The sequence below is a fragment of the Paraburkholderia sediminicola genome, assembly GCF_046027825.1.
GTDB lineage: Bacteria > Pseudomonadota > Gammaproteobacteria > Burkholderiales > Burkholderiaceae > Paraburkholderia > Paraburkholderia sediminicola_D.
Genome location: NZ_JAQQDU010000038.1, coordinates 34926 through 60002, shown reverse-complemented (window position 1 = coordinate 60002; position 25077 = coordinate 34926). Strand labels below are relative to the sequence as shown.

Here is a 25077-nt window from a genome sequence, read left to right as displayed (position 1 = left end):
CGCTTTCTTTGCTTATCTTTCTTTGCGGCGGCAAAGAAAGTAAGTGCCGCCCCGCACAGGGGCAACACAAATAGACCACTAAGAATTCAAGGAGAGGCCAAAGAAGCCAGATCAAGCAAAGACCAACCCCATAGGCACACAGAAACAACCGCTCCGCAGACAAACACCTAAAAAAGGAGCAGACCAAAACCACAAAAACCCCAAACTCCCGCTACGCGCACCAAAACATTGAGCTAAACTCAAAAAACGAAGAAAGTGCAAAGTGACGGAGACACGATGAACCTCGACGGCCAGACCTACGAATCGCTGACAGCCAACTTCGCCTGGCGAATCCCACCGCACTACAACATCGGCGTCGACGTCTGTGACAAATGGGCCGACGGCTCGGCCCGCCTCGCCTTGATCTACGAAGACGCCGAAGGCGCATCCACCCGCTATACATTCGACGAATTGAAGTCCCTATCGGACCGCTTCGCCAACGCGCTACTCGCATCCGGCGCACAACGTGGCGACCGCATCGGCATCTTCCTGTCGCAGTCCATTGAAACGGCGATCGCCCACCTTGCTGCATACAAAGCCGGCATGGTAGCTGTCCCACTCTTTGCCCTATTCGGCGTGGACGCAATCGAGCACCGCCTCGGCGACAGCGGCGCAGTCGCACTAATCACCGACAACGCCGGCGTGCAAAAAATCGACGAAATCCGCAACGCGTTACCTCACCTGCGTAACGTCTTCAACGTCGACATCGAAAGCGACAGCAACAACGCGCAAGCCCCAGCGCGCTCCTTCTGGCAAGCACTGAACAACGCATCCGCCGACTTCACACCGGCCGACACCGCCGCGGATGACCCCGCGGTCATCATCTACACCTCCGGCACCACCGGTAAGCCGAAAGGCGCCTTGCACGCGCACCGCGTGTTGCTGGGGCACCTGCCAGGTGTCGAACTATCCCAGCAGGGCTTCCCCGCGCACGCCACGCTGATGTGGACACCCGCGGACTGGGCCTGGATCGGCGGCCTGTTCGATGTACTGCTGCCATCCTGGCACCACGGCATCGCAGTACTAGCGCGCCGCTTTGCGAAATTCGACGGCCAGGCCGCCTTCGATCTGATGGCGCGTCATGCGGTCTCGCATACGTTCCTGCCGCCGACCGCGCTGAAGATGATGCGCGGCGTCGAGCATCCCGAACGCTGGGCGCTTGCGCTGCGCTCCGTGGCGAGCGGTGGCGAATCACTTGGCGAGGAATTGATCGGCTGGGGACGTCAAGCGCTAGGCGTGACGATCAACGAGTTCTATGGACAAACCGAGTGCAATGTCGTGGTGTCGTCGTGCGCGGCGTTGTTCGAGCCGAGCTTCGGCGCGATCGGCCGCGCGGTGCCGGGACATCACGTGGCGATCATCGACGCGGACGGCAACGAATTGCCGCAAGGCGCCATCGGCGATATCGCGGTAGCCGCACCCGATCCGGTCATGTTCCTCGGCTATTGGGGCAATGAGTCGGCAACGCGCGAGAAATTCCGTGGCAAGTTTCTGGTCACCGGCGACCTGGGTACGCGCGACGCGGACGGCTTCATCCGCTTCGTCGGCCGTGGTGACGACGTGATCACGAGTGCAGGTTACCGGATCGGACCGGCATCGATTGAAGACTCATTGCTGCGGCATCCGGCGGTTTCGATGGCCGCGGTGATCGGCGCGCCGGATCGCGAGCGCACTGAGATCGTCATGGCGTTTGTGGTGCTGAATCCCGGTTTCATTGGCGACGAGGCCCTGGTGCGCGAAATTCAGCAGCATGTCAAAACACGCCTCGCCGCGCACGAATATCCGCGCGAGATCCGCTTCGTGGAAAGCCTGCCTCTGACCGCTACCGGCAAGGTGATTCGCAAAGCGTTGCGTGCGGAGCTCGCGCACGATGCGGAGAATCCTGCCGGGGGGAATCCAGGTCTGTAGCAGCGTGCCAGGCGCTGCGTAGAGATGCCGATAAACTTTGCATCGGTCCTGCGGGTGTGCTGTCTGCGCTATCTGTCGATGCGCACGAAGAAGGGCGCGAGCGTGCTCGATGTTTCGCGAGAGCCGGCGGCAGCGGTCAACGAGGCGAGGCTGCTGATTCAGCAGACGGTTTGATGCTTGAGGCAGTGCGAAGCTGCGGCGGCTTCGCACTGTATGAGGGCGTCAAGGTAAGCCCGGCGTTCAGGACGTTGAGGACGTTTAAGGAAACAGGTTGCGATTCGGGAAATCGCCGTCACTCTCCCAGAGACCCGGTTCTTGCCGTTGTGTGAGTTGCCACTTGCCGCCGATAAAACGGTAGGTGGCGTAACGCGTCACAAAGTCGTCGCCCGTGCCTGGTGCGCTCGCCACCTGCTGGATCTCATCCGCACCGCCTTTGCGGGAGGGCGAAATTTTCCAGTTCGCCTTACCGGTTCTGGCGAGCACCAGGGCGCCGCTCTTGCCGTCGTCCGTGGCGTATTGCATGGCATCCAGGGACTGCTGGGCCGGCATCAGGATTTCCGTGGCCGGTCCGCTGTAGGAACCCATTGGGGCGGTGGCGTCGACGGTCATAAACAGGACCGGGCCCGGCACGCCATGCAACGGCGCGGTTTCCACGCGTGCGAGCGGATAGTCCAGTTGCCGCGTCGCCGCGATCGCGCCCGATGCCGACACCAACCGCAATTGCGCTTTCGCGAGCGGCTTCAGGTCCTTTCCGGGCAGACCTTCCTCGGCGGCGCCGCTGCCCCACATTTGCTGCTGCAGAGCCGGCGTGATGCGCTCGTCTTCGAGGAGTTCGATGGTGTCGCCCGCTGCGCCCGGCACGCGTTGCGCGACCCAATAGCCGGACGGCACGGCAGCGGCCGATGTTTGCGTGGTGGTCTGTGATCGGTCTTCCGCTTGAACTTGCGCCGTAGTTTGCGATGCCGCTGAGTCGTCGGTGAAAACCGGTGTGAAATCGATGTTCGGGATCACGAAGGTTTCGCTCGTCGCCGATCCGGGCTGCTGGTAGGTGACCACCGACGTATTCTTGTGCGCCGTCTGCACGTTGACCGTGATGCCCGGTTGAATATCGATGCAACCGCCCGATTGCGCCAGCGCCTGTTGAGCGGGTGTTGCCGCGGCCTCGTGGCTGCGGCTGTCGCCGTTGGGCAGCGTGAGCTGTGCGAGCGCCTGGGCCGATGCGCACATCACGCCTGGTTTGGTGGCGATCAGGTCGTCCGCCATGGCTTGATTGCCTAGCAAAACGGCCCCGGCGAGGAGCAAGGCAAAACGGGTATGCGACATCTACTGCCTTTTGTTGTAGGGTCCAGGCGCGGATTATAGAAAATACACACCGGCGCAACAAGGACGCTACCGGGGCGCGGCGAGCATGCGGCAAGCACGCAACAGGCGCGGATCCGCTTGCATGCTACGATGCTTCGCTCGTTGAAAAGAACGTCGGAGACATAGATGCGTCCAGAGAGTGCAGCCCGTTTCGATGAAGAGTTTGCGCCTCGCATCGCCGAGGCCATTGCCGCATGTTTTGCCACCACCGTGCATACCGAAGTGCTGCCGTTCGGTGGGCACGGGCATCCCACACGCGTGCGGATTCATGCCGTGCCGATCGAAGACCTGCGCCATTACCCGCATCCTTTGAATTTGTTCCTGACCTGGGATAGCGACGAGATTGAACGGCTGATGGGTGCGGAAGGGCCGGCGCGCTTTGCCGGCTATCTGGCTGCGTTGCCGCGCAAGCTCGAAGCCTGGCGCCATGTGCGCGAACTGGATTTTGTCTCGCACACACAGGCCGAGCCGGCGGTATTGCTCGGCGGCCTCGACTTCGAGTCGTAAGCGGCGTGTAATCGGCGTCGCGCAACGGGCAGCGTGCCACGAATGCTGTGCCGCGAGCACGACGCGGGAAGCACCGCGCAATTCACGCGCGGCGTTGATTCATCGGAGGGTTACGCCGCTGCGCCGATCTGGAAGAAGCTCACGCTTTGCACCAGACCCGATGCCTTGCTCTGCACCGCATCGGCAGCCGCGGCCGCTTGCTCCACCAAAGCCGCATTGCTTTGCGTCACCTGATCCATCTGCGTGACCGCATCGTTCACTTCCGCAATGCCCGCTGCCTGATCCACGCTGGCGGTCGCGATCGCCTCGACGATGCGCGTCACGCTGCCCGCGCTTTGCACCACGCCATCCATCGTATTGCTCGCGTGGTTGATCAACTGCGTACCGGCGTCGATCGTGGCAACCGACTCGCGAATCAGTGCCTTGATCTCGCGCGCGGCATCGGCTGAGCGTTGGGCGAGACTACGCACTTCGCTCGCGACAACCGCAAAGCCACGCCCCTGCGTGCCGGCACGCGCGGCTTCAACGGCCGCGTTGAGCGCCAGAATATTGGTCTGCGCGGCAATCGCTTCGACCACGGCGATGATATCGACGATGCGTTTGGACGCCGCGTCGATCTGGCCCATTGTGCGTACCGCGTCGGTCATCACGCTGCCGCCGTCGCGCGCCGCTTGCGCAGCGGTTTGCGCGAGTGTGGTGGCTTCGCGCGCGTTGCTGGCGTTGCGCTGAACCGAGTCGGTGAAATGCTGCATCGACGCGGCGGTTTCTTCGAGCGACGCGGCCTGTTGTTCGGTGCGCGCCGACAGGTCGAGGTTGCCCGCGGCAATCTCCTGCGTCGCCGACGAGATCGTGTGCGCGCCTTCGCGAATCTCGCTGACGATATGGCGCAAACGCTGGTTCATTTCATTGAGTGCGACCAGCAACTGGCCGGTTTCGTCGCGGCTCACCACGGTGACATCGGCGCGCAGATCACCTGCCGCAACCGCTTGCGCGACCCCCACCGCCTGCCTGACCGGCAATGTGATGCTGCGGCTCAGGAACCAGATCGCGAAGGTGCCCACGCCGAGCGCGCAGATCACAACCGACAGCAGCAGCGTGCAGGCGAGCGTGTACGCGCGTTCGGCGGCCTCGCTCGTGCGCACGTTGGAGTCCTGCGCCTGCTGCATCACCGAGGCGACGATGTCGTCGATAGCGGCGGTCGGCGCGCGGTCGATACCTTTGACCAGGCCGTCGACGACGTGCGCCGTATTCGGATCGGCCGCGTCATAGTGCTTGAGCGCGTCGAGGTAGCTATCCTGCAACGAGGCGTGTGTGGCGAGCGCCTTGTCGACGCCGTCCACGTTGGCGCCTAGTGCATTCAACTGATCTTTCAGTCGCAGCAGGGCGGCGTGCGTCGTGCCGCTTTCCTTGCTGAAGGCGTCGCGGTGTTGGGTGAACGAAGCGGGATCAGCGCCGCGCAGCAACAGGTCTTTCCATTCCTGCACCTGCTTCTTGAATTCGACCTGCGCGACCCGTGCGGTGTCGGCGGCTTGCGCATACTGGCCGAGCGTTTGCGCGGACTGAATTTGCAACGCATGCGTATTGGACAATGCATGCCAGCCTTCGAGACCTACCACCATCGTGGCGGCGAGCAGCACAGCGCCGAGCAGTGCCAACTTAACGGCGATCTTCAGATTTCTATAGAACGTCACTACGATTTCCTTTGGCGAACCTTAGTCCAGCTTGAATTGCGTCACGGCATTGGCAAGACTCACGGCCTGGCTTTGCAAGGCAGCGGCGGCGGCCGTGGATTCTTCGACCAATGCGGCGTTCTGTTGAACCATTTCGTCCAGTTGGCTGACCGCGCGGTTCACTTCCTGAATCCCACGTGTTTGCTCGTTGGCCGCCTGGGTGATTTCGGAAATGATGGTCGTCACGTTGGCGACGTTGCTGACGATCTCCGTCATCGTCGCGCCGGCCTGGCGCACCTGGCCCGAACCGGAGGTGACGCTCGCCACGGTCGATTCGATCAGCGCCTTGATTTCCTTTGCCGCCTGCGCGCTGCGTTGCGCGAGGCTGCGCACTTCACCGGCCACCACGGCGAAGCCGCGGCCCTGTTCGCCGGCGCGTGCGGCTTCCACCGCGGCGTTCAACGCGAGGATGTTGGTCTGGAACGCGATGCCGTCGATCACACCGATGATGTCGGAGATCTTCACCGACGCATGTTCGATCTCGCCCATCGTCGTAATCACTTCGGAGATCACCACGCCGCCGCGCGAGGCGACCTGCGATGCGGACACGGCCGTATCGTCGGCCTGCTTCGCGGCGCTGGCCGATTGCGTGACCGTCGAGGTGATTTCTTCCATCGACGCCGCCGTCTGTTGCAGGCTGGCCGCTGCGGATTCGGTGCGGCCCGACAAGTCGACGTTGCCCGCGGCAATTTCATTGGCGGCGACGCGCACCGATTCGCTGGCATCGCGAATCTGGCGCATCACGTGGCTGAGTTTGTCGATGAAGGTGTTGAACGAACGCGCGATCTGCGCGACTTCGTCGTTGCCGACGGCCGGCAGGCGTTGTGTCAGATCGCCTTCCCCCGAGCCGATCGCGTCCATCGCATCACGTACTTTCGACAGGCGCTGGAACGACACGGCGGTGACCGCGGCCACGATCGCGGCGGCGATGGCGGCGATCACGATCAAGGCGATCACTGAGGCGGTCAACAGCGATCGCATGCCCGCCGTCGCTTCCGATTTGTCGAGCGCAACGACCGCATACCAGTCGGTGCCGGGAATGGCCTCGGCGCGCAGCAGCTTCGTGCTGCCGCTCACGTTGACTTCGACCGGGTGCCCGGCGCTGAAGAACGCGGCCAGCTTGTCGCCGGTAAGCGCGGGCGCGAGGTCCGTTACGGGCTTCAAGGTCAGCCTGGCGTCCGGGTGCGCGACGATATGGCCGCTCGCGTCGATCAACATGCCGAAGCTCGCGGGCGTCGGATGAATCGCCTTGACGTTGGCAATCACGCTGTCCATTGCGACGTCGCCGGACACCACGCCTTTCACCACGCCGTCGCGTACCACGGGCGCAGCGAATGCGACCACCAGCTTGCCCGTGCCCACATCGACATACGGTGGCGTCACCACCGGCTTGCCGGCGGCTGCGGCCTGCTTGTACCAGGGGCGGCCGGTCGGATCGTAGTCGGGCGGAATGCCGGTCGGGTCGGAGAACTTCGCGGTCTTGTCCGCGTAGCCGACGTACACATTGGTGAACTTGCCGGCTGCTGCGATCTGCTTCAACGCGGCGGACGGATCGGGCTGCAGCACAGCGTCTTGCAGCGAATTGATCATCTGACTATTGGATGCGATCCAGTCTTCGATACCGTCTGCATGACCGCTTTCGACAGCGTTCAAACTGCTTTCAATAGCATCGGCGTTGTACGAGTTGGCGACGACATAGTTGAGAACCGCGTTAGCAGCGAGCGCAACCACAACGATGGCGACGCACAGGGCGACGATGCGCGCGCGAATGGAGGAGAACATGTCGGGAGTCTTTCGGAGTAAGCAGTGAGCCGTAGTCGGTGAGGCGGGGGCCTCATACGCGGTATACGGCGCGGCCAGTGGGGACTTGAGCGGGAAAATCTTACAGTTTGGGACGCTTACCGGGAAAACCGCTTGTGGCGGCGCGTCGCGATGCTTCACACTTTTTCTTTCGAAGCGGCTTTTTCAATAGATGCCGAAACAGCGGCTCTGTGATGGTCTGCCAGGCGCTGTATTCGTATGACAATAACGGTGGGCACGGCGCACGACGACGCGAATGCATAAAAAAAAACGGCCGCTGCTTTTTATCGCAGCGGCCGTTTTTTTGGCTACGGACTGAATTGAAAATTAGCTTCCCAGCGCCGGATCGCTCATGCTGCTCTTGCCGGTTTCCACGTGTCCGGCGAGGCGTCGCGCGAACGATGGGTCCGTATCGACCGTAATGACCAGGTCGTACCAGCCATAGGCGTTGCGCAGATCGAGGTACAACTGTTCAGTATCGCCGCCGCGTACCGAATGCTTGACCACGTTGTTCGCGTCATAGGCATTGACGATGGTGAACTGGCAGCGCGCGCTACCGACGTTCTCCAGGCGCAATTGCAGGTTGCCGTTCGCGACGTCGTAGCCTTCGGCGACTTCCGGCCGCGCGATATCGGAGCCGTTCCACCAGCTTCTCGCGACCGGCTTGCCCGCGAAGCGGCGCAGAAAACCGTTCGGGCCGTAGACCGTGAAATCGTACGTGCCGTCGATATTCAAAGGCAATTGATCTTGCAGCCGCTTGCCGGCTTCGACCGTATACGTAAGCGGTGCGGCGAGACCATTCGCGGCATAGACGAGAAACACGGCGCCCGTGCGGCCCGTGTTGACGAAACGCATCGTCAGCTTGTTCGCCGAGCCTTCACCGTGCACGCGCACGAACAATTCGTACGGCAGCGCGCGAGCCGGGCGCACGCCGGGCTCCTGCTTCGGCACGGCCTGCAGGAGCGGCGGCAGCGGCACATAGTCAGGATGGCGGTTCTGATCGGGCGGTACATAGCCGCTCGTGCTCGGCAGCGTCGGGAACGCGTCGTTCGGGGTGCTGAAGTTGAACGCCGACATCAGATCGCCGCAGACCGCGCGACGCCACGGCGTGATGTTCGATTCGCCGAGATTGTGCTGCTGGCCGAAGCGCTTTTCGATGAAACGGATCACCGACGTATGGTCGAACAGTTCCGAGCACACGTAGCCGCCTTTCGACCACGGCGAGACCACCAGCATCGGCACGCGCGGGCCGAGTCCGTACGGACCCGCCGGCGTACTACCGTTGCCCGCATAGTATTCATTGCTGGTGTCGACGGTGGACAAACCGTTTGCGCTCGTTGCCGGTGCGAACGGCGGCGCCATGTGATCGAAGAAGCCGTCGTTCTCGTCGTAGTTGATCAGCAGAACGGTCTTGCTCCACACCTCGGGATTCGACGTGAGGATCTGCAAGACCTGATCGATGTACCACGCACCATAATTGGACGGCCAGTTCGGGTGCTCGGAGTACGCTTCCGGCGCGACGATCCACGAGACTTGCGGCAGCGCATTGTTCTGCACGTCGCGCTTGAGGATGTCGAAGTAGCCGTCGCCGTTCGCCGCGTTGGTGCCCGTGCGCGCGTTGTCATAGAGCGGATTTCCCGGCTGCGCGTTGCGGTACTGGTTGAAGTAGAGCAGCGAGTTGTCGCCGTAGTTGCCGATATACGGGTTTTGCGTCCAGCCCCACGAGCCGCTTGCGTTGAGTCCCGTACCGATGTCCTGATAGATCTTCCAGGTGATGCCGGCGTTCTGCAGCACTTCCGGATAGGTGGACCAGCCGTAGCCGGCCTCCGCGTTGTCGATCACCGGTCCGCCGCCGCTGCCGTCGTTGCCAACCCAGCCGCTCCACATGTAGTAGCGGTTCGGGTCGGTCGGGCCCATCAGTGAGCAGTGGTAGGCGTCGCAGATCGTGAACGCGTCGGCGAGTTGGTAGTGAAACGGGATATCGTCGCGCGTGAGGTAGGCCATCGTCGTGGTGCCCTTGGACGGCACCCATTGATCGTAGCGGCCGCCGTTCCATGCAGCGTGCGTGCTGGTCCAGTCGTGCGCGAGGTCCTGCAGGAATTGCAGGCCAAGATTCGGCGCGGTGGGGCGGAACGGCAATACATAACCCAGATCCGCGGCGAGCGGCTGATACCACACCGGCAGACCGGTAGGCAGATTGATCGCGCGCGTGTCGCCGAAGCCACGTACGCCCTGGAGCGTGCCGAAGTAGTGGTCGAACGAGCGGTTTTCCTGCATCAGCACGACGATGTGTTCGACGTCGCGAATGCTGCCGGTCTTGTTGTAGGCGGGAATCGCGAGCGCGTTGCGAATGCCCAGCGGCAGCATGCTCAACGCGGTGGCGGAACCGGCGGCGTGCGCGGCGGAGCGCAGAAAATCACGGCGATTTTTTGAAGTCATGGTTTTGGCTTTCGATCTTCACAAGAGGAACGAACCAGGCGGCGCGCGAGCGTGAGCCGCGCGTCGCGTGGGGCACGGAACTCAATCTACGGTGTGGATGACGGGTGTGGCGAGCGGCGCCGAAGCAGCAGCGGACAGCGCCGCGTTGGCGCTTGATGCGGGCAGTGCGGGGGTTTGAATCGTGAGTACGGGTGATGCGGGTGAGGCGTACGGCGGGTTCGCCGGCAATACTTGCGTGGTGCTGCCGTTATCGCTGCCACTATCGGTAGAACTAACCGAATTCGTGTCTGCTGCCTTGTCGTCGTCGTTGCTGCAGGCGCCCAGCAGCGAACACAAAGACATGGCGATCAGTGCACCTGCCAAACGTTTGCGATGCAAGGCAACAGTCGGCTTCGACAGGACGGACATGAAATGTCTCCGGCACAGGGGAGGATGCTCCAGGGCATCCATGTGCCCAGGTCAGCGATGCGCAAGAATAGTCGCTTACCTGTGTAACTTTTGTGAAGATGTGGAAGTTTGGGTATTTGTTGAGACTTGGGCGGCCGTCAATCCTGGATCGCGACGATGGCTTCGATCTCGACGGTAATATTGCCCGGCAGGGAGCCCACACCGACCGCCGAGCGCGAATGCCGGCCGGCATCGCCGAATACATCGACGAAGAGATCCGAGCAGCCATTGATCACGCGCGGATGCTCGGTGAAATCCGGCGCCGCGTTGACCATGCCCAGTAGCTTGACGACGCGTTTCACCCGCCGCAAATCGCCCAGTTCGTTATGCAGTACGGCTAGCAGGTTCAGGCCGACCATCTGCGCGTGCCGGTACGCTTCGTCGGCGCTGACAGTGGCGCCGACCTTGCCGGTCATCAGCGAGCCGGTTTCGTCGAGCGGGCCCTGGCCGGATAGAAACAGCAGATTCCCCTCGCGTGTGCAGTGCGTGAAATTGCCGATCGGCGTCGGCACTTGCGGGAGCTTGAGGCCGCGCGTGTGCAGCCGGTCGTAGCAGTTCATCGATGGGGAAGTGATGGTGAGCGGTCTTTAAGGAATCAGCGTTGCGCGAGAGGTGCGGCTAAGTGCTTTGAGCGTTGGGCGATTACGCCGCCGGCTCCTGCTCGCGGTGCCGCCAGCCGAGGCGTGCTTCGATACGGGCGGCCACCGCCTGCACGGCTTGTGCGAAACGTTCGGTGCCGAGTGCGGCTTTTGCCTCGGGCATCACGATGGAAATCGTGAAGACGCACGCGCCGGTGTTATCGAGCACGGGCGCCGCGAGACACGCCACGGACGCATCCGATTCGCCAATCTGAATTGACAGCCGCGCCTCCAGCGCTTCGCGGGCAATCTGTGCGAGTACTTGCGGACGGGTTTCCGCGCGACCGGTAGGCGAGCTTTGCGCATGCTGCGCGAAGAACGCGACCCGTTCGGCATCGGGCAGGTGCCCGACGAGCAAACGGCCGGACGCGGTCCAGTTCAGCGGCACGCGGCTGCCTACGCGCGAGGTCACACGAAAATGCCCGGGACCTTCGGCCATTTGCTGCACGACCATCATGCCGTCTTCGAGTCCGCAGACCTGCACGGTTTCTTCGACTTCGGCAGAGAGACGCTGCATTTCTTCATGAGCGACCGCGAGGTAGTCGAGCGAGCTGGCGTACGTCAACCCGTAACCATACAGACGCGAGCCGAGCCAGATCGTGCCGTCCATGCGCCGCGCCAACAGGTTCTTCTCGACCAGATCGTTGATGATCGAATACACCGTGGACAGCGGCGCGCCAACCATGCGCGCGACTTCATAGGCGGTGGCGGGGCGGTTCGCTTGCTGGAGCGCGTCGAGAATCTGCACAGCACGATCGATCGCGCTGGTGCGCGTGCGTGGCGCGGCGCCTTCCTCCGGACTTTTAGCCGGGGTTTCGGCGGCGGCGGCCGTTGCAGGTGCTGCTTCGGACGCGGTAGGTCGGGACGTGCGAGCCATCGTGCTCCTCTGACGCAGGTTGTTTTTGTCCAGTTGACGCTGGGTGATTGTATGCTAGACTGATCCGTAATTACAACATATATTCCATAATTAAGAAATACCAGGTTGGAGGCGCTTCATGGACATTCGCTCTCGCTTTGGCTTACGCCCTGTCATCAATGCTTCAGGCACGATGACGAGTCTGGGCGCGTCCAGTGTCAGCGCACCGGTGATCGAAGCGGTAGCGCAGGTGCTGCCGCAATTCGTCGAGATCGACGATCTGCAACGCAGAGCTTCGGCGGTGATTGCCGATGCGTGTGGCAGTGAAGCCGGATACATCACCGCGTCGTGCTCGGCGGCGATCACGCTTTCCATCGCCGCCACCATGACGGGCGACGACCACGGCCTGATCGAACGGCTGCCTGACACGAGCGCCATGGAGCGTAATGAAGTCGTGATTCAAACGGGCCACCTTGTCAATTATGGCGCACCGGTGGACCAGGCAATCCGTCTATCTGGCGCGCGCGTCGTGCCGGTGGGTGCGGCGACAGAAGCGCACGGCTATCAACTGAATACCGCCATCACCGAACGCACAACCGCCGCGCTTTACGTGGTCTCGCATCATACGGTGCAATTCGGCATGACCCTGCTCGAAGAATTCATTGCGGTCGCGCACGCGAAAGGCGTGCCCGTGATCGTCGACGCGGCTTCCGAATACGACCTCAAGCAATTCATTGCAGCCGGTGCCGATCTTGCGCTCTACTCGGCGCACAAATTTCTCGGTGGGCTGACCGCCGGCATCGTCGCGGGTAAGAAAGCGCTGGTCCGTGCCGCGTATTTCCAGAATGGCGGCATTGGCCGCGGCATGAAAGTGGGCAAGGAAGGCGTTGTGGGCGCGATCGCCGCGCTCGAACAATGGCAGCGGCGCGACCATGTCGCGGTTCGCGCCCGCGAACGCGGTTACCTCACGCTGTGGCGCGAGACCTTGAATCGTTGCGACGGCGTCTGGGCGGAGATCGACGCCGACCCGACCGGCAATCCGCTCGACCGTCTGAAATTGCATATCGATCCCAGGCAGGCTCGTATCACTGCGTGGGATCTCGCCGATGCACTTGCGCGGCCGCCCGAAGGCGAGGCGCCCGTGATCGTGCGAGATCATGAGGCCGAACTGCATTTCTTTTTCCTCGACCCGTGCAATCTGCATCCGGGCGAAGAACAGATCGTACTGGCGCGGCTCACGGCCGAACTAGAGCGCGCGCGACAGTCGCCCGAACCTGTTGTCACGCCGTTCTACCAGCGCGACGCGCGCCGCATTGCCGCGCGCCGGAATTGGCCCGATTGATTTTCTCCCGGTTCATATCGATTCATCGATGACCGTTGTTTGACCGTAGCACCGGACTCCGTTCCGGTGCCGCTTTGACTTGCCCGCTTAGTACTACTGATATCGCCGGAACGTCACCGTGTAACCGGCGTCCGTCTTTCTATCGACTTGAGGAAACCATGATGCACAAACAGATTCTTCGTGCGGCCATCGCGTTCGCTGCTGCCGGACTCGCCGCGCAGGCCGCCCGCGCGCAAAGCAGCGTGACGCTGTACGGTATCGTCGATGCCGGCTTTACCTACACCAATAATCAGAAGGGTGAGAGCGCGTATCAGGCGACGCAGGGCAATGTGCAGGGTTCGCGCTGGGGCCTGCTCGGCAGCGAAGATCTGGGTGGCGGCAACAAGGTGCTGTTCAAGCTGGAAAACGGCTTCAGCCTGGAGAGTGGCGCAGCCGGTCAGGGCGGCCGCATGTTCGGCCGCAGCGCATGGGTTGCGCTTTCCAACAACACGGCGGGCACGATCACGCTCGGCCGTCAGTACAACAGCGTGCAGGATTATCTGTCGAACATGCAGATCAATGGCATCGGCGCGATGAGCCAGTACGGCAACGCGATCTACGACAACGACGATATCAACAACACGTACCGCACGGACAACGCGGTCAAGTACACCACGCCGACGTATGCCGGGTTCACCGCAAACGCGATGTACGCGTTCTCGAACACCGCGGGCCAGTTCGCCAACAATCGCGCATGGAGCGTCGGCGCCGATTACGTGAACGGTCCGCTGCACCTTGACGCGGCTTACTCGCGGGTCAATCAGCCGGCTAGCAACACCGCGGGCGCAGCGCCGTCGGACAACTACTACAGCACGAGCTCGTCGATTATCAGCGGCGTGCAGCGCAACCAGGTGTGGGGCGCGGGTGGTTCGTACGTGTTCGGCCCGGCAACCGTTCTCCTGCTGTACACAAACTCGCAATTCCAGTTGCTCAACGGCGGCAGTCTGCGTTTTGCCAACTATGAAGCCGCGCTTAAGTATCAACTCACGCCCGCTACGCTGCTCGCGCTCGGCTACATCTACACGACGCAGAACACCAGCGGCACGACGGCCACCAATGCTCACTACAACCAGTTGAGCGTGGGCGGCGAGTATTTCCTGTCGAAGACCACCGACCTCTACCTGAACGGCATCTACCAGCGCGGTTCCGGTTCGCACGCATGGATCGAAGGCATCTCGAACCCGTCGAGCAACAACGGCCAGTTCGTGACCGTCGCCGGCATCCGCCACAAGTTCTAAGTACGCCGCCCGCGCCGCTGCTCATACAACATTCCGCTTAACGGAAGCCGCAGCGCGGATCTTTCTCTTCAGGAGCACCTATGGCGACCGTTCAAGGAAGTCTGTTACTCGTCTATGCATTGATTGCCATCATCGCGCTGGTCGTGTTGATCGCGCGCTTCAAGATGAATCCGTTCATCACGTTGATGATGGTGTCGGTGGCGTTGGCACTGGCCGTCGGCATGCCGGCGACGTCGATTCTCAAGTCGTTCGAAACCGGTGTGGGCGGCACGCTCGGGCACATTGCCATTGTGGTCGGTCTTGGCACGATGCTCGGCAAGATGATGGCCGAATCGGGCGGGGCGGAACGTATCGCGCGCACACTGATCGACCTGTTCGGGCCGAAGAACGTGCATTGGGCGATGATGTGCATTGCATTCCTCGTCGGCTTGCCGGTGTTCTTTGAAGTCGGTTTCGTGCTGCTGATTCCGATCGCGTTCAATGTCGCGCAGCGGACCGGTACGTCGATGATTCGCGTCGGCATTCCGATGGTGGCGGGTTTGTCCGTCGTGCACGGGCTGATTCCGCCGCACCCGGCGGCTTTGCTCGCGGTCACGGCATACAACGCGGATATCGGCCACACGATTTTCTACGCGCTGATCGTCGGCATTCCGACCGCGGCCATTGCCGGTCCGCTGTTCTCCAAGCTGATCGCGCGCTTTGTCGTGCTCGAGGGTATCAACCCGATGGCGCAGCAGTTCATCGAACAGGACGCGAAGCGCTCGCATCAGGAACTGCCGGGCTTCGGCATCACGTTGTTGACGGTGTTGTTGCCGGTGTTGTTGATGCTGGTCGGCAGTTGGGCCGATGTGATCGCGCCGGCCAAATCGTCGCTGAACAACGCACTGCGTTTGATCGGGCACCCGGACATGGCTTTGTTGCTGGCCGTGCTGTTGAGCTTCTATACGTTCGGCAAGTCGCGCGGCTTTAACCGCGAGCAGATTCTCAAGTTCACTAACGAGTGTCTTGCACCGACTGCGAGTATTACGCTGGTGGTTGGGGCGGGTGCGGGTTTTGGGCGCATTCTGATCGATAGCGGTGCCTCGAAGGCGATCGTCGATGTGGCGACCGGCGCGCACGTTCCCCTGTTGATTCTCGCGTGGCTGGTGGCGGCGTTGATTCGTGTCGCGACGGGTTCTGCGACGGTTGCGATGGCGACGGCGGCCGGCATCATTGCACCGATCGCCGCGGCGGCGGCGGGCACGGTAGGCGGGGTGCGGCCAGAGTTGCTGGTGCTGGCCACCGGTGCGGGTTCGCTGATCCTCTCGCACGTGAACGACGGCGGCTTCTGGCTGGTGAAGGAGTACTTCGGCATGACCGTGCCGCAGACCTTCAAGACGTGGACTGTCTGCGAAACGATCATTTCGGTGACGGCGCTGGTCTTGACCTTGGGGTTGTCGACCGTGATTTAAGCGGGGAGGTTTTGTCGCGGCGTGTCTTGAGGATGCGCCGCGATTTTGCATTGCGCGCACCCGTTCGCATGCCTATCACCGCGATCTACCCGTTATAAAAGACGCGATTGTCTGGCGCGAGTGCCTGCAGTCTTGGTGAGTTTTAACGCTGACGCGAAACAAACGCGGCAATCGCCTCATTCAACGCACCCGGTGCATCGCGATGCGGCGAATGTCCGCAAGCGTCGAGTTTGACCAATTGTGCATGTGGCACGCGCTCGGCGATCGCATCGATCTGCGCCATCGTGCCGTAGTTGTCGTCGTGACCTTGCACTGCGAGCAGAGGTTGCTTGATGGTGGCCAGTTCATCGGTGATGCACCATTCCCTGAACGCCGGATTCAACCAGATATCGTTCCAGCCATAGAACGCGGAATCGACGTCGGCGTGATAGCGGCTGAGCTTGCTGCGCAGATCGGTGGTTTCGTAGAGCTGCTTGGTCTGCGCGATGCTTTCCACCGAGATATCTTCGACGAACACGTGCGGCGCGATGGCTACCGCGCCTGCCAATGCATCCGAATGTATCGCTGCGTAGAGCAGTGCGATCGAGCCACCGTCGCTATGGCCGATCAGCCACATACGCTTGCGCTCCTCAATGCTTATATCGAGCGCATCGAGCAAAGCGGGCAAGATGTCGCGCGCTTGCGCGGTCATGAAATCGACTGGCCATTTGACGCCGTGCTCACGCGGCGTAGAAAGTCCATAACCGGGCCGCGAGTAAACGAGGCCACGCATGCCGAGCCTCTCGCACAACGCTTGCGGCCAGTCGCGCCACATCGCAATCGATCCGAGTCCTTCGTGCAGAAAAACGGCGATCGGTGCATTGCCCGCTGCTTCATTCACCCACCGATATTCGATGCGCAAGGGGCCATGCGATGCCGTGGCGGGCAACTCAGCGAAGTCGCTAACAGAGTGTGCGGTTGCGGGGTTCTGCATGGATCACCTTATGACTGTTCGCGCAATTTGAAACGCTGAATTTTGCCGGTAGCGGTTTTCGGTAAATCGTCGACGAACAGGATATCGCGCGGATACTTATGTGGCGCGAGCCGGTCCTTGACGAAGGCCTTCAACTCATCCGCCAGTATCTCAGACGGCGCGAATTCGCGCTTCAACACCACGAACGCGCGGGTCTTGACGAGGCCGCCGTGATCTACGCCGACGACTGCCGCTTCGAGCACCGCATCGTGCTGCACCAGCACCATCTCCACTTCGACCGGCGATACATACTGGCCGCTCACTTTCAGCATGTCGTCGCTGCGGCCCGCGTACACGTAGCAGCCGTTCGCGAGGCGGCAGTACTTATCGCCGCTGCGAATCCACTCACCGAGGAACGTCGCGCGCGACTTCTCGCGATTGCTCCAGTACATCAGCGCCGCGCTCGGCCCTTTGATAAACAGATCGCCGACTTCGCCGTCAGGCACCGCGTGGCCGGCTTCGTCGCGCAGTTCGACTTCATAGCCGGGCACGGGGCGGCCCGTGGTGCCGTATTCGACTGCACCCGCGCGATTCGACAGGAAGATATGCAGCATCTCGGTTGAGCCGATGCCGTCGAGAATTTCGCAGCCGAAGTGCGCGGTGAAGCGCTCGCCAATTTCACGCGGCAGCGCTTCGCCCGCCGACGTGCACACGCGCATCGCGACATCCGCGCGCTCGGGCAGGTTGGGCGAGACGAGCATGCTCGCGTACAGCGTCGGCACCCCGTAGAAAATGGTCGGGCGATGTCGCACGAGGCGCGTGAAAATCGCATCGGCGGTGGGGCGCTCGGCCATCAATACGGCCGTGGCGCCGACCGAAAGCGGGAAGGTCAGACCGTTACCCAGACCATACGCAAAGAACAATTTGGCCGCCGAGAAAACCACATCGTTTTCGACGATGCCAAGAATCGGCTTCGCGTACAACTCGGTGGTCCAGTACAGATTCGCGTGCGTGTGGACGGTGCCTTTCGGCTTGCCGGTCGAACCCGACGAATATAGCCAGAATGCAATATCGTCGCCGCCCGTCGTACATGCTTTGGCGGCCGGCGTGGCCGCGTCGATCAGATCCTTGAGTCGCGGCGCCGTCAAAGACTCGCTTTCGGGCGGCTGTGAGACGATCAACTGGCAACCGTCGTGTTCGGCGGTAGCCAGCGCTTGCGTGACAATCGGCAGCAATGCACCGGATGCGATCACGGCGCGTGCGTGGCTGTGTGTCAGCATGTACACGTAGTCGGCAGCGGTGAGCAGCGTGTTCGCGACGACCGGCACAACGCCTGCATAGAGCGCGCCGAGAAAGGCGATGGGCAGTTCGACGGTGTCGAGCATTACCAGCAGCACGCGTTCTTCCGGATGCACGCCGAGTGTGCGCAATGCGCTGGCGAAGCGCCGGGCCCGTTCTTCGAGTTCACCGTACGTGGTGGTGCCGGTGTCGTCGATATAAGCGGTCTTGCCGGCGCGCGATTCATTCAGTCGAAACAGGTAGGCCGCGAAATTGAATGACGCCGGCGGCGGCTCGACCTTCACGGCGGGTTGACTCGCAGCGGGTTCCAGCAGGGCTTCCATATGTCTCCTCCATCGGGTGGGGCGGTCTGGCTGTTTTGTGCTCATGATCCGCGCGATGCTTTGCTTATTGCTTCCCTTGTGCCGCTACGCCGTGGGTAAATGGGTGTTAGGCGTCAGTGCGTCAATTGCTGCGCTCGATGCCTGAATGGCCGAGCGCCGATGATAGAACCCTAGCGCGCGTAGACCGCCGAGTTCTTCGCCGCCGCCCGCCCGGCCCGGTCCGCCATGCAGCGACGCCGGCATCACGTTGCCGTGGCCGGTTTGGCTCTGCTGGACTGACGGCGAGATCGCATGGACACGCCCATGCGAATCGGCGAGTGCCAGTGCGAGGCGGCCGAGATGCGCGTCGTCGTTCGAATAGATCGACGCAACGAGGGAGCCCTGGCCGCGTTGCGCGAGTGCGACGGCGTGCGCTTCGGGAAGGTCACCGCTCGCTGCGGCGGCGACGCGATAGGGCGCGACAGTCGCCACCGGTCCGAACACTTCGACGTCGTGCAGCAGCGTCGCGCTATCGGGTTCATTCACCACGAACAGATGCGGCGCGACGCAAGCCGCAATCGTTGCGTCCGCATCGATAAGCGGTGCTGCCGAGCCGTCATACGCGAGTACCGCTTCCTCGCGTAACGCGGCGATGCCGGCCAGCACGTTCTCGTACTGCTCGCGGCTCACGAGCGACCCCATTCGCACGGTGTCGTTGCGCGGATTGCCGACAGTGATTTTCGCGAGCTTGGCTTTCAGTGCATCGAGCACCGCTTCGAGCGATGCTTCCGGCACGAACGCACGCCGGATCGCTGTGCATTTCTGACCGGACTTCACGGTCATTTCCCGCACCACTTCCTTGATGAACAGTTCGAAAGAGGGCGTGTCGGGGGTTGCGTCGGCACAGAGGATCGCGCTATTGAGACTGTCGGCTTCGACATTCAGACGCGCGCCGCGCTCGACGAAAGCCGGATGCGCGCGCAGCGTTGCGGCGGTTTGCGCGGAGCCGGTGAACGACACGACGTCGAATGCCTGAATCCGGTCGAGCAGCCCCGCAGAACTGCCGCAGATGACGGACAACGCGCCGGGCGGCAGAATGCCTGCGTCGACCACATCGGCCACCATTCTTTGTGTGAGCCATGCCGTCGTCGTGGCGGGCTTGATGACGACGGGCACGCCGGATAGCAACGCGGGCGCTGCTTTCTCCCACAAGCCCCACGATGGAAAATTGAACGCGTTGATGAAGAGCGCAACGCCGCGCGTCGGCGTGAGCACGTGCTGAACGCTGAACGATTGGTCCTTGCTCAACGATACGGTGTTGCCGTCGCGCAGCGCATGCACGTCGCCGAGCGAGGCACCGAGTTTCGCGTAGTACGACAGCGTGAAGATTCCACCGTCGATGTCGACCGCCGAATCATTGCGTGTGGTGCCGGAGTTCGCGGTCGCGATGGCGTAGTAGTCGTCGCGTTTCGCCTGCAGCAGTTTGACGATCTCGGCGAGGCGGGCGGCGCGCTGTGCATAGGTCAGCTCACGCAAGGCGGCGCCGCCTTCTTCTCGAGCGAAGCGGAATGCCTGGGCGAGATCCAGGCCCTGGCTCGATACGCGCACAAGGGCGTCACCGGTGACCGGATCGGTCAGCGTCACGCCTTCACCGTCGCCCGCGACCCACTGGCCCGCAACGTAGTTTTTCAATAGTTCGGTCATGACGAGTCTCAGGCGGAAGGTGAGGTAGGGGTGAATTCGATCGCGCCTTGCGGCAGCAGATACAGCACCAGCGCCTGCCCATTCGCGACGGTCGGACGGTGCGCGCTGCCGGGGCCGTACACACACCAGCCGGCCGGATGACCGTCGAAGGTGGCGCCCTCGGTGAGCGGCATGATCAGATCGATTTCGCCGTGCGGATGCACGTGGTGCGGACCGGCAATATCTTTCATATCGACCACGTCGACGGAAAAGCCGTGGGTATGCGGCAGTGCCTTGAAGATCCGGCCATAGCGAATGCCGCCGCCTTCGCGGTTGCACAGCCAGCCTTCAGCGACGCCGGTGTGGCAGGCCTCCGCCAGAGCGCGGAAGGTCGTGCCGTCCGCGGGATACGTATCGTTGAGCCACGTGGCCAGCGTGCCGTCGAGCGGCCGACCGGCGAGTTGCTCTGTCACGCCGGCAATCAGGCGTTGGAAATCATGTGGGGACATGCGAGCCTCCAGATCGACGCAGGCACGCACCTTAATTCATGCGTGTTGTTGCGCCGTCTCCGTGACGCTGCCGAAAAACCTCGACAGCGTTTGTTATTGGATCAATATTTGGCGAAAATTAACCGTTCACCTGGCACCTGTCAAGCACTATAGTACATGTAACGCAGTTAAGAGGTAGTTAAACATGAACCAGAATTACACTCCCGCGCCGCTGGACGATCCTGCCGACGAGGACGCAAGCCGCGCGGGTCGAGCTGACAGCGGCGCCAACCCCGGGGCGGAGCGTGGCGGCGAGCGCGAGGAACGCGATCCCTTTCTGACGGCGATGGGTGAGCGCGTGCGCCTGCTGCGCGCGCGCCGCGGCATGACGCGCAAGACGCTGGCGACGGAAACCGGCTTGTCGGAGCGTCATCTGGCTAATCTGGAATCCGGCGTGGGGAATGCGTCGGTGCTGGTGCTGCGGCAGATCGCGGCGACGCTGAACTGCCCGCTGGCCGAAGTGATCGGTGACGAAACCACCGCGTCCGCTGAATGGCTGCTGATTCGCGAACTGCTGCAAGGACGTGATCAGGCAGCTTTGCAGCGCGCCCGCGTGGCGCTAGCCGAGATGTTCGCGCAAGCGCCGCGCGACCCGCGTCGCAAGGACCGGATCGCGCTGATCGGCCTGCGCGGGGCGGGCAAGTCGACCTTTGGACGGATGCTGGCTCAGGAGCGCAAGGTGCCGTTCGTCGAGCTCACGCGCGTGATCGAGCAGCTCGCCGGCTGTCCGCCGTCGGAGATTCATTCCCTCTATGGCGCGAGCGCTTACCGGCGCTATGAACACCGGGCGCTCGAGGCAGTGATTCAGGAGCACGAGCGCGCCGTGATCGCATCGCCGGGTGGCCTGGTGTCGGAGTCGGGCACCTTCAACGCGCTGCTGTCGCACTGCTTCACCGTATGGCTGCAAGCCACGCCGGAAGAGCACATGCGCCGTGTCGTCGCGCAAGGCGACCTGCGGCCGATGTCCGGCAACAAGGAAGCGATGGACGACCTAAAACGCATCCTGGCGGGGCGTAGCGAGCTGTACGGCCGCGCTGACATGACCTTCGACACCAGCGAAAGAACCCTGGCCGACGCCTACTTGCAGTTGCGCGACCGGCTTGCTGCAAGGCTCGCGGCGGAATCGCCGGATGACGCACCGGTCAGTTGACGTGCAGTGCGGTTCCAGGGTTTACGAGTAAATATGCACTAAAGTGCTTTACATGGGTATGACGATGCACTATTGTTCAAAAAAACAAGTTTTGCATCGTCCAGTCAGGAGACGCCCCATGTCCACAGCAGAAACCGCCATCGCGCCGGTCGACTACCGCACCGATCCCTCGCAGTACAAGCATTGGAAACTGAGCTTCAACGGTCCCGTCGCGACCCTCGGCATTGATATCGCCGAGGACGGCGGGATCCGTGACGGCTACAAGCTGAAGCTCAATTCCTATGACCTCGGCGTCGATATCGAACTGCACGACGCCATACAGCGCATCCGCTTCGAGCATCCCGAAGTCAAGACGGTGGTACTGACGAGCCTCAAGGACCGCGTGTTCTGCTCGGGCGCGAACATCTTCATGCTGGGTCTGTCCACGCATGCGTGGAAGGTCAACTTCTGCAAGTTCACCAACGAAACGCGCAATGGCCTCGAAGACTCGTCGCGTCATTCAGGTCTGAAGTTTCTCGCTGCCGTGAACGGTGCGTGCGCAGGCGGCGGGTACGAACTCGCGCTCGCGTGTGACGAAATCTATCTGGTTGATGACCGTTCGTCGTCGGTGTCGCTGCCGGAAGTGCCGCTGCTGGGTGTGCTGCCGGGCACGGGCGGCCTGACGCGCGTCACCGATAAACGCAAGGTGCGCCACGACCGTGCGGACATCTTCTGTACGATGGTCGAAGGGATTCGCGGTGAGCGGGCGAAAGCATGGCGTCTGGTAGACGAAGTCGTGAAGCCGAATCAGTTCGACCAGGCGATTCAGGCACGCGCACTCGAACTCGCCGCACAAAGTGATCGCCCCTCGGACGCGCAAGGCGTAACGCTTACGCGTATCGAACGCACCAATCGTGAAGACGGCCTCACGTACAAGACCCTGGACGTCACGATCGATCGTGCTAAACGCATCGCGACGTTCACGGCCAAAGCGCCGCAAGCGGAACAACCCACCGAGATCGAGACGATCGTTGCTGCCGGCACGAGCTGGTGGCCGCTGCAGTTCGCCCGCGAACTCGACGACGCGATCCTGTCGATGCGCACTAACGAGCTCAGTATCGGCACCTGGGTCTTCAAGACCGAAGGCGATGCCCGTAACCTGCTCGCTGCCGACGCCACGCTGATGCAACACAAGGACCACTGGTTCGTGCGCGAGACCATCGGCCTCTTGCGCCGCACGCTGGCGCGCATCGACGTGTCGTCGCGTTCGCTGTTCGCGCTGATCGAACCGGGTTCGTGCTTTGCAGGCACCTTCGCGGAACTCGCGTTCGCGGCCGACCGCAGCTATATGGCAGCACTGCCGAGCAATGAAGACGAAGAACCGGCGATCACGCTGACGGAAGTCAACTTCGGTCTCTATCCGATGGTCACGCATCAATCGCGGCTCGCTCGACGTTTCTACGAAGAAGCCGAACCGCTTGATGCGGTGCGCTCGAAGATCGGCCAGGCGATCAAGCCGGTTGAAGCCGAGCGCCTGGGTCTCGTAACCGCATCGCCCGACGATATCGATTGGGCCGACGAAATCCGCATCGCGCTCGAAGAACGCGCGGCGATGTCGCCGGATGCATTGACCGGCCTGGAAGCGAATCTGCGCTTCAACGGTCCGGAGACGATGGAGACGCGTATTTTTGGGCGTCTCACCGCATGGCAGAACTGGATCTTCAACCGGCCGAACGCAGTGGGCGAGAAGGGCGCGCTCAAGGTGTACGGCAAGGGCAGCAAGGCGCAATTCGACGTCTCGCGCGTTTGATGCTTTTCGACGCGACGTAACGTAACTGAACGCAGCGCCACCTGCCTGATACGCGCCTCTCATCCGCTAGCTCTGTATTCCGACCAAGGAACCGACCATGTCATCAATCAACTACAGCGAAAAGATTCCGAACAACGTCAATCTCGCCGACGACCGCGCACTGCAACGCGCGCTCGAACAATGGCAGCCGAACTTTCTGTCGTGGTGGGGCGATATGGGCCCGGAAGGCTCGCATGGCTACGACGTGTATCTGCGCACGGCGGTGAGCGTCGATGCGGGCGGCTGGGCGCATTTCGATCACGTGAAGATGCCGGACTATCGCTGGGGGATTTTCCTCACACCCGGCGAGCAGGATCGCAAGATTCATTTCGGCGAGCACAAGGGTGAGGCTGCGTGGCAGGACGTGCCCGGTGAGCATCGCGCGAACCTGCGCCGTATTATCGTCACGCAAGGCGATACGGAACCGGCTTCGGTCGAGCAGCAACGGCATCTGGGGTTGACCGCACCGTCGATGTACGACCTGCGCAACCTGTTCCAGGTGAATGTGGAGGAAGGGCGCCACCTGTGGGCGATGGTATACCTGCTGCATCGCTACTTCGGCCGCGACGGTCGCGAGGAAGCCGAAGCACTACTCGGCCGCCGTTCGGGCGACGAAGACAATCCGCGCATTCTCGGCGCCTTCAACGAGAAAACACCGGACTGGCTCGCGTTCTACATGTTCACGTACTTCACCGACCGCGACGGTAAGTTCCAGTTGTCGGCGCTCGCCGAGTCGGGTTTCGATCCGCTTGCGCGCACCACGAAGTTCATGCTGACCGAAGAAGCGCATCACATGTTCGTCGGCGAATCGGGCGTGTCGCGCGTGATCCAGCGTACCGCACAAGTGATGAACGAACTGGGTACGGACGATGTCGCGAAGATTCGCGCAGCCGGCGTGATCGATCTGCCGACCATCCAGCGCTATCTGAACTTCCATTACTCGGTGACGATCGACCTGTTCGGCGCCGATCATTCGTCCAACGCTGCCACGTTCTATAGCTCGGGCCTGAAGGGCCGCTATGAAGAGAACAAGCGCGATGACGATCATCAATTGCATGGTCAAAGCTACAAGCTGCTCGACGTGCAGGACGGCAAACTGGTCGAGCGTGAAGTGCCGATGCTCAACGCCATGAATGAAGTGCTGCGCGACGACTACATTAAGGATTCGGTGGCGGGCGTCGGCCGCTGGAACAAGGTGCTCGAAAAGGCCGGCATCGATTTCCGCATGACCGTGCCGCATAAAGCGTTCAACCGGCAGATCGGCACGTTTGCCAGCACCCGCGTGTCGCCGGATGGCCGCGTAGTGAGCGAGACCGAATGGGCGGCGAATGAAGCGAAGTGGCTCGCGACGCCGGAAGATCGCGCGTATGTCGCTTCGTTGATGGGCCCCGTCACCGAACCCGGCAAGTTTGCAAACTGGATCGCGCCGCCGGCAATGGGCGTGAACCGTCAGCCGGTCGATTTCGAATACGTGCGCTTTAACTGAGTAACACGATAAAACGTGCGGCGTCGTATTCGC

The 25077-nt window shown here is 62.0% G+C and carries 20 protein-coding genes; 9 read left to right on the top strand and 11 right to left on the bottom strand.

Annotated features, from left to right (window positions below; all coding sequences use genetic code 11):
• Window positions 1-276: 276 nt before the first annotated feature.
• Together PQQ96_RS21230 and PQQ96_RS21225 are read left to right on the top strand one after the other, a co-directional pair.
• Complete coding sequence (locus PQQ96_RS21230; RefSeq protein ID WP_408296063.1) at window positions 277-1947, top strand: acyl-CoA synthetase; 1671 nt, start codon at window positions 277-279, stop codon at window positions 1945-1947.
• Between the two features lie 24 nt (window positions 1948-1971).
• A complete protein-coding gene (locus tag PQQ96_RS21225; RefSeq protein ID WP_408296060.1) occupies window positions 1972-2121 on the top strand; it encodes a hypothetical protein in 150 nt (49 codons plus the stop codon).
• Window positions 2122-2205: 84 nt separating this feature from the next.
• On the opposite strand, the gene PQQ96_RS21220 is transcribed toward PQQ96_RS21225, so the two are convergent.
• The gene (locus PQQ96_RS21220; protein ID WP_408296058.1) at window positions 2206-3210 is read right to left on the bottom strand and encodes a hypothetical protein; all 1005 of its coding nucleotides are present in this window, start codon (window positions 3208-3210) and stop codon (window positions 2206-2208) included.
• Between the two features lie 225 nt (window positions 3211-3435).
• Between PQQ96_RS21220 and PQQ96_RS21215 the strand changes: the two genes are divergently transcribed.
• Entirely contained in the window at window positions 3436-3816 is a 381-nt protein-coding gene (locus PQQ96_RS21215) for a DUF5594 family protein (RefSeq protein WP_408296055.1), read from the top strand.
• A gap of 110 nt (window positions 3817-3926) precedes the next feature.
• Here PQQ96_RS21215 and PQQ96_RS21210 read toward each other — a convergent pair whose 3' ends face one another.
• The 6 genes from PQQ96_RS21210 to PQQ96_RS21185 all read right to left on the bottom strand — a co-directional run bounded on the left by PQQ96_RS21210 (window position 3927) and on the right by PQQ96_RS21185 (window position 11747).
• A complete protein-coding gene (locus PQQ96_RS21210) occupies window positions 3927-5507 on the bottom strand; it encodes a methyl-accepting chemotaxis protein (RefSeq protein WP_408296052.1) in 1581 nt (526 codons plus the stop codon).
• A gap of 21 nt (window positions 5508-5528) precedes the next feature.
• A complete protein-coding gene (locus tag PQQ96_RS21205) occupies window positions 5529-7328 on the bottom strand; it encodes a methyl-accepting chemotaxis protein (protein WP_408296049.1) in 1800 nt (599 codons plus the stop codon).
• A gap of 345 nt (window positions 7329-7673) precedes the next feature.
• The gene (locus PQQ96_RS21200) at window positions 7674-9785 is read right to left on the bottom strand and encodes a phosphocholine-specific phospholipase C (RefSeq protein ID WP_408296047.1); all 2112 of its coding nucleotides are present in this window, start codon (window positions 9783-9785) and stop codon (window positions 7674-7676) included.
• Between the two features lie 81 nt (window positions 9786-9866).
• Window positions 9867-10193 (bottom strand): hypothetical protein, encoded by a 327-nt coding sequence (locus PQQ96_RS21195; RefSeq protein ID WP_408296044.1) that lies wholly within the window; start codon window positions 10191-10193, stop codon window positions 9867-9869.
• Window positions 10194-10330: 137 nt separating this feature from the next.
• Window positions 10331-10792, bottom strand: coding sequence for a RidA family protein (locus PQQ96_RS21190; RefSeq protein WP_172309843.1), 462 nt, complete (start codon window positions 10790-10792; stop codon window positions 10331-10333).
• Between the two features lie 82 nt (window positions 10793-10874).
• A complete protein-coding gene (locus PQQ96_RS21185; protein WP_408296041.1) occupies window positions 10875-11747 on the bottom strand; it encodes an IclR family transcriptional regulator in 873 nt (290 codons plus the stop codon).
• A gap of 118 nt (window positions 11748-11865) precedes the next feature.
• Between PQQ96_RS21185 and PQQ96_RS21180 the strand changes: the two genes are divergently transcribed.
• From PQQ96_RS21180 to PQQ96_RS21170, 3 genes are all read left to right on the top strand, one after another.
• Window positions 11866-13068, top strand: coding sequence for an aminotransferase class V-fold PLP-dependent enzyme (locus tag PQQ96_RS21180; RefSeq protein ID WP_408296039.1), 1203 nt, complete (start codon window positions 11866-11868; stop codon window positions 13066-13068).
• Between the two features lie 158 nt (window positions 13069-13226).
• Complete coding sequence (locus tag PQQ96_RS21175) at window positions 13227-14345, top strand: porin (protein ID WP_494478204.1); 1119 nt, start codon at window positions 13227-13229, stop codon at window positions 14343-14345.
• A gap of 80 nt (window positions 14346-14425) precedes the next feature.
• A complete protein-coding gene (locus PQQ96_RS21170; protein WP_408296036.1) occupies window positions 14426-15796 on the top strand; it encodes a GntT/GntP/DsdX family permease in 1371 nt (456 codons plus the stop codon).
• A gap of 142 nt (window positions 15797-15938) precedes the next feature.
• Here the strand turns inward: PQQ96_RS21170 and PQQ96_RS21165 are convergent, their stop codons facing one another.
• From PQQ96_RS21165 to PQQ96_RS21150, 4 genes are all read right to left on the bottom strand, one after another.
• Window positions 15939-16769 (bottom strand): alpha/beta fold hydrolase, encoded by an 831-nt coding sequence (locus PQQ96_RS21165; RefSeq protein ID WP_408296034.1) that lies wholly within the window; start codon window positions 16767-16769, stop codon window positions 15939-15941.
• Between the two features lie 8 nt (window positions 16770-16777).
• The gene (locus PQQ96_RS21160) at window positions 16778-18370 is read right to left on the bottom strand and encodes a benzoate-CoA ligase family protein (protein WP_408296031.1); all 1593 of its coding nucleotides are present in this window, start codon (window positions 18368-18370) and stop codon (window positions 16778-16780) included.
• A gap of 84 nt (window positions 18371-18454) precedes the next feature.
• A complete protein-coding gene (locus tag PQQ96_RS21155) occupies window positions 18455-20053 on the bottom strand; it encodes a 3,4-dehydroadipyl-CoA semialdehyde dehydrogenase (RefSeq protein ID WP_408296028.1) in 1599 nt (532 codons plus the stop codon).
• Window positions 20054-20061: 8 nt separating this feature from the next.
• Window positions 20062-20541, bottom strand: coding sequence for a DUF4863 family protein (locus tag PQQ96_RS21150; RefSeq protein WP_408296025.1), 480 nt, complete (start codon window positions 20539-20541; stop codon window positions 20062-20064).
• 184 nt (window positions 20542-20725) lie between these two features.
• Between PQQ96_RS21150 and PQQ96_RS21145 the strand changes: the two genes are divergently transcribed.
• The 3 genes from PQQ96_RS21145 (at window position 20726) to boxB (ending at window position 25044) form a co-directional block, all read left to right on the top strand.
• Window positions 20726-21730, top strand: coding sequence for a helix-turn-helix transcriptional regulator (locus PQQ96_RS21145; RefSeq protein ID WP_408296022.1), 1005 nt, complete (start codon window positions 20726-20728; stop codon window positions 21728-21730).
• 118 nt (window positions 21731-21848) lie between these two features.
• Window positions 21849-23519, top strand: coding sequence for a 2,3-epoxybenzoyl-CoA dihydrolase (boxC, locus tag PQQ96_RS21140; RefSeq protein ID WP_408296020.1), 1671 nt, complete (start codon window positions 21849-21851; stop codon window positions 23517-23519).
• 97 nt (window positions 23520-23616) lie between these two features.
• Window positions 23617-25044 carry a benzoyl-CoA 2,3-epoxidase subunit BoxB gene (gene boxB / locus PQQ96_RS21135; RefSeq protein ID WP_408296017.1) on the top strand — a complete coding sequence of 476 codons (1428 nt, stop codon included), beginning with the start codon at window positions 23617-23619 and terminating at the stop codon, window positions 25042-25044.
• Window positions 25045-25077 lie beyond the last annotated feature (33 nt).